Annotated in this window: 4 protein-coding genes and 1 pseudogene; all 5 read right to left on the bottom strand. The window is 67.1% G+C overall.

Features of this window, described 5'->3' with window-relative positions; all coding sequences use genetic code 11:
* Positions 1-44: 44 nt before the first annotated feature.
* Positions 45-1,229, bottom strand: a complete 1,185-nt coding sequence (gene carA / locus QZ772_RS20375) for a glutamine-hydrolyzing carbamoyl-phosphate synthase small subunit (protein ID WP_295530150.1) — start codon at positions 1,227-1,229, stop codon at positions 45-47.
* A gap of 115 nt (positions 1,230-1,344) precedes the next feature.
* Positions 1,345-3,147 carry a diguanylate cyclase gene (locus tag QZ772_RS20370; protein ID WP_295530146.1) on the bottom strand — a complete coding sequence of 601 codons (1,803 nt, stop codon included), beginning with the start codon at positions 3,145-3,147 and terminating at the stop codon, positions 1,345-1,347.
* A 173-nt stretch (positions 3,148-3,320) separates the two neighbouring features.
* Complete coding sequence (locus QZ772_RS20365) at positions 3,321-4,172, bottom strand: RNA methyltransferase (RefSeq protein WP_295530143.1); 852 nt, start codon at positions 4,170-4,172, stop codon at positions 3,321-3,323.
* Positions 4,169-4,870, bottom strand: coding sequence for a ribonuclease HII (gene rnhB / locus QZ772_RS20360; protein ID WP_295530140.1), 702 nt, complete (start codon positions 4,868-4,870; stop codon positions 4,169-4,171). The genes QZ772_RS20365 and rnhB overlap by 4 nt, the downstream gene beginning before the upstream one ends.
* Positions 4,842-5,446 (bottom strand): annotated as a pseudogene (locus tag QZ772_RS20355) (lipid-A-disaccharide synthase); the annotation flags it as partial. The gene rnhB and the pseudogene QZ772_RS20355, both read right to left, overlap by 29 nt.

Here is a 5,446-nt window from a genome sequence, read left to right as displayed (position 1 = left end):
TCGGGCCGGCGCCGATGATGAGGATGCTCTTGATGTCTGTGCGCTTAGGCATTCACCGCCTCCGCCTTGTGTTTTTCGATGAGTGCCGTGAAGCGGTCGAAGAGGTAGCCGATGTCGTGCGGGCCGGGCGAGGCTTCCGGGTGCCCCTGGAAGCAGAAAGCCGGCTTGTCGGTGCGGGCCAGGCCCTGCAGCGTGTTGTCGAACAGGCTGATGTGCGTCGCCCGCAGGTTGGCGGGCAGCGTCTTCTCGTCCACGGCGAAGCCGTGGTTCTGGCTCGTGATGGAGACGCGGCCGGTGTCCAGATCCTTGACCGGATGGTTGCCGCCGTGGTGGCCGAACTTCATCTTGAAGGTCTTGGCCCCGGAGGCCAGGGCCATGATCTGGTGGCCGAGGCAGATGCCGAAGGTGGGGATGCCGGTCTCGATCAGCTCGCGCGCCGCGGCGATGGCGTAGTCGCAGGGCTCCGGATCGCCGGGGCCGTTGGCCAGGAAGACGCCATCGGGCTTGAGCTTCAGAACGTCCGCCGCGGGCGTCTGCGCCGGCACCACCGTGATGCGAGCGCCGCGCTGCGCCAGCATGCGCAGGATGTTCTTCTTGACTCCAAAGTCGAAGGCCACGACATGGAAACGCGGCGTGATCTGCACGCCGTAGCCGGCGCCCAGCTTCCACTCGGTCTGCGTCCACTCGTAGGTCTGGCGCGTAGAGACCACCTTGGCCAAATCCAGGCCGGCCATCGAAGGCGCGGCCTTGGCGGCGGCGATGGCGGCGTCGATGCGTTCCTGCGTGGGCGTCTCGCCGGCGGCCAGGCCGAGCATGGTGCCGTTCTGCGCGCCATGGGTGCGCAGGTGGCGGGTCAAGCGGCGGGTGTCGATGCCGGCAATGGCAACGGTGCCGTTGGCGGCGAGGTACTCGCTCAGGCTGCGCGTCCTGCGGAAGTTGGACGCCAGCAGCGGCAGATCCTTGATGATGAGCCCGGCGGCCTGGATCTTGTCGGCTTCGATGTCTTCCTCGTTGACGCCGTAGTTACCGATGTGCGGATACGTCAGCGTGACGATCTGCTGCAGATAGCTGGGGTCGGTGAGGATTTCCTGGTAGCCGGTGATGGCGGTGTTGAACACCACCTCGCCGACTGTGGTGCCGGGGGCACCGATCGATTTGCCGAGAAAGACCGTGCCGTCAGCGAGCGCCAGGATGGCGGGCGAAAAAGACCCTTGGAGGGACAAAAGCACTGGGTTCTCCGGATAAGACGGTCGCCCAAGGTTCGTGGCCGCGCTGGCTGCGAACGGTGCTAGGGAATTTTCTGGCGAAGAAAAGAATCGGGCGACGCTGTTTGCGAAAAGCCGCCTATTGTAGCCTCGCCGCCTCACCCTCGAGCCGGCTGGTGTATGCCGAGACGTCGAAGTCCGCCATCTCGCACCGGTTGCGCCCGGCCCGCTTGGCCCGATAGAGCGCCTGGTCGGCGCGCCGCAGGAGTTCGTGCGTCTGCAGCTTGGCGTTTTGCCGGGTGAGTGCCACGCCGAAGCTCGCGGTCACGGCCATCGTTCCATGCTCAGGGATCGAGAACGGCCGGCTCAGCGCGCTGCGCAGGTGCTCCGCCAGGGCCATGGCCTCTGCCGGTCGGGCCACCGCCTGGAACACGACGAACTCTTCGCCGCCGATGCGGGCCGTCTGATCGGGCCGGTGCAGCGTCGAGCGCAGGCGGTCGGCGAACTGCCGCAGCAACTGATCTCCCACTTCATGCCCGTGCTGGTCATTGATCTGCTTGAAGTGATCGATGTCGAACATGATCAGCGCCAGCATCTGCCCGCCACTCTCCGCGCCGGCCTGCAGGAGCCGTTGCTCGAAGGTGCGGCGGTTGGGCAGGCCGGTGAGGTGATCCGTGCCCGCAAGCACATGCAGGCGCGCAATCAGGGCGTCGCGTTCGCGACGCACATGGATCGAACGCTGCAGCAGCTCCTCCAGATGCCGCAGCGCGGCGAAGATGGTTCGCAGTTCGCGCGCATACCCGCCATGGCGCTGAGCGGGCGCCAGCGGGGTGAAGGCGGTGTCCTCCTGGGTCAGCCCGATCAGCCGGTGCACCGTGTCGAGCAAGGGCGAAAGCAGGCGCCGATTGAGCATCACGATGCCAATGGCCAGCAGCATCGCCAGCGACAGTGTGGCAGCGGCGACCCCCGCCAGCACCCACCAGGCCCGCTCGTGCAGACCGTTGAGGTGCCCCTGGGCGAGATGCGTCTCCAGGTCGCGAAGCGCGACGATCGTTCCCATGGTGGGCACGTAGGCCTCGGCGAACTCCGCCGGCGTGGGGCCGAGATGCTGAGCCATGCGCTCGAGGGTGGCGTCGAAATGGGCCATGCCATGCCCGAAGTACACGTCGACGACGCGGCCGAAAGCGCGAGCCTCTTCACCGGGAGCCGAGGTCGCCGGAATCGATGCCTGCAGCAGCTCGCTGAGCTGGCGGATGCGCCCGAGCAACTCGGCCACGCCCTGTCGTTCCGGGGGGGAAAGCTCGCGCTGCATGGCAAGAGCTACCGTCAATCTGGAGCCCAGGCGCCCCGCGTTCTCCCTCAGCAATGCGGCAAGCCGGGCCCTGACCACCGGCGCGGCGATCTCCGGTGCCAGCCGCTGCAGGTTCTGGCCGAGTTGATCGATCAACCGGAACTCGAGATCGGACACACCGATCATGCGTTCGATGACCAGCGCCATCTGGCCCGGGTCACGCTGCGCCAGCCGCTGCGTCAACAGCGCCTGTACCTGCACGCGGGCCTGCTGCAGCTCGCTTTCGATGGCGGCGAATTCGTAGGGGCCGAGCTGACAGGAGGCACACGCCGACGACGCCCTGCGCAAAGCCTCCAGCGAGACGTCCGTCTTGCGACGGGCTGCGTCCAGCGCCGGCGCGAATTGACCCGGACGCCCCAGGGCCGCGTTCATCGGCCCACGTTCGGCCGACACGTACTCGACCGCGCTCAAGGCGAGGCGGTACACCTGCAGTTGGTCTTCGATCTCGTGCACCGCACGCACGCGCTGGACCGACCAGGTGAACACAAGCGCGGCGAGCACGGCTGCAACCAGCAGCACGGCCGCCACCACCGCATTGACCAGCTGATTCAGCACCTGGGGCGCCGCACCGTTGCCACCGTGATGTTGCATGAACGAGCGCAAACATGAACCCCGTCGGCGCCGTTGCCAACCCGGTCAATGTTTTGACACGAAAGTTAACAATTTTGCACCATTGGAGCCGCCTTGCACAGGGCGCTGGAGTGACTCTTTCGAATGTGTTGCGTCGGCGCGCTGGCGGCGACCACGACCTGCCGACCAGGGCGTCAGGTCGCCGCCCCGAGCTTCAAGGCTGCGCTGGAATGAAGGCACACGGCCGCCGCCGCCGCGACGTTGAGTGACTCTTCGCCGCCAGGCTGCGCAATGCGGATACGCAGAGTGGCCATGGCATCGAGTTCTGCACCCAAGCCCTGCCCTTCGTGTCCCATCATCCAGGCGCAGGGCCACGGCAGGGGCGCCTGATGCAGCCAGAGGCCCTGATGGGAGCTGGTTGCCAGCAGCGGCACCCCCAGGTCGGCGACAACCGCGGTATCCACGCCTTCGACGAGTCGCAGGGCGAAATGCGCGCCCATGCCAGCCCGCATCACCTTGGGTGACCAGAGCGCCACCGTCCCCTTCAGCGCCAGGATCTGCGAGAACCCGAAGGCGGAGGCACTGCGCAGGATGGAGCCGACGTTTCCAGGATCCTGCAGGCGGTCGAGCACGACCGTGGCCAGTGCTGCCTGAACGGATGGCTGTTCAGGCATGTCCATCAGAAAACCCACCGGCGCGGGCGACTCCAGCCCGCTGGCCTCGGCCAGCAACGCATCCGGCACCACATAGACCTTGGACGACGCCTCGGCCAACTGCCAGGGCGCACGGAGCCAGAAGGAATCCGCGAACACTGCAGCCGCCGGCCGCATTCCCCGATCCAACGCCGCCCTGCAGAGGTGATCACCCTCCAGCCACACCCGTCCCAGACGGCGATAGCTGCCGCCGTCACGTGCGAGACGACGCAGATCCTTGAGCACCGGGTTGTCGCGCGAGCTGATGCGCACCGGCTCGGCCGCGCGCGAGGGCGAGCTTGCTGCCTCGGCTGGATGACGTCCGTCCTGCGGTGCGGCCGGCTCAGAGCTCATGGCGACAGACGCTCCAGCGGCGTGGACACCGTCACGGGCGCGGCGCTCTCGACCTGAACCACCACGGAAGGAACGCCCGCCACCCGCAGCGCCTCGGCCACCGGCGAGAACGACCGGCGATGGTGCACGCAGGCACCGTGCAGCCGCAGCGCCTCCAGATGCTCACGGGTGCCATAACCCTTGTGGGCCGCAAAGCCGTACTGGGGAAATTCGTCGTGCAACGCCATGCACAGCCGATCACGATGGACCTTGGCAAGGATCGACGCGGCTGAAATGGCCTTCACCCGTGCATCGCCCTTGACGATGGCTTCGGCAAGTACGTCGAGCGGCGGAAGCCGGTTGCCATCCACCAGCACCTTGGCAGGGCGAAGGCGCAAGCCCTGCACCGCACGGCGCATGGCCAGCATCGTCGCCTGGAGGATGTTGTGGGTGTCGATCTCATCGACCGAAGCGACGGCAATCGAGCAGCACAAGGCCTTGGCCAGGATCTCGTCGTGCAGCCTCTCACGCCGCAGCGGCGTGAGCACCTTGGAGTCGGCCAGGCCCTTGATGGGACGCAGGTCGTCCAGGATCACCGCCGCGGCGACCACCGGGCCGGCCAGGGGACCGCGCCCGGCCTCGTCCACGCCGGCAAGCAGGCCCGGGGCGTCCCAGGCCAGCGGCACCTGTTCAGGCTTGGAGGACTTTCTCGATCGCATCGGCACAGAGTGTGGGGGTGTCGCGCATCAGCTCCACATGAAGCTGTTCAAAACGGCTGCGCAATGCGGCAATCCGCTCGGGCGCATCGAGCCAGCCCAATATCGCGTCGGCGAGGGCCTGCGGCGTCGCGGCGTCCTGCAGGAGTTCCGGCACGACGAAGTCGCTGCACAGGATGTTCGGCAGTCCTACCCATGGCTGCAACTGCTGCCGGTGCATGAGGTGCCAGGACACACGATTCATGTTGTAGGCGATCACCATGGGCCGCTTGAACAGTGCCGCCTCCAGCGTGGCCGTACCGCTCGCGATCAGCGTGACATCGCAGGCGGCCAGCACCTGGTGAGAGCGGCCGTCGACCAGCTTGATGGCCCCCGCCATCTCGCTGGCCGCCAGCAAGGACTCGGCTTCGTCGCGCAGGCTCGGGATGATCGGCGCCACGAATTGAAGCTCGGGCCGGCTGCGTCGCATGCGGGCCGCAGCTGCGAAGAAGCGTGTGGCCAGGTAGCGCAGCTCCGAACGGCGGCTGCCGGGGAGGATGGCCACCACCGGCCGGCCTTCGTCGAGGCCCAACGCTCGGC

The sequence above is a fragment of the uncultured Pseudacidovorax sp. genome (assembly GCF_913773995.1).
In the GTDB taxonomy this organism is placed as follows: Bacteria; Pseudomonadota; Gammaproteobacteria; order Burkholderiales; family Burkholderiaceae_C; genus Xenophilus.
This window is presented reverse-complemented; position numbering and strand designations above follow the sequence as displayed.

Bases quoted from the DNA above. Each gene is read 5' to 3' on its own strand.
- rnhB (WP_295530140.1), bottom strand. From the start codon at position 4,870: ATGCGATCGAGAAAGTCCTCCAAGCCTGAACAGGTGCCGCTGGCCTGG.
- QZ772_RS20365 (WP_295530143.1), bottom strand. From the start codon at position 4,172: ATGAGCTCTGAGCCGGCCGCACCGCAGGACGGACGTCATCCAGCCGAG.
- QZ772_RS20370 (WP_295530146.1), bottom strand. From the start codon at position 3,147: ATGCAACATCACGGTGGCAACGGTGCGGCGCCCCAGGTGCTGAATCAG.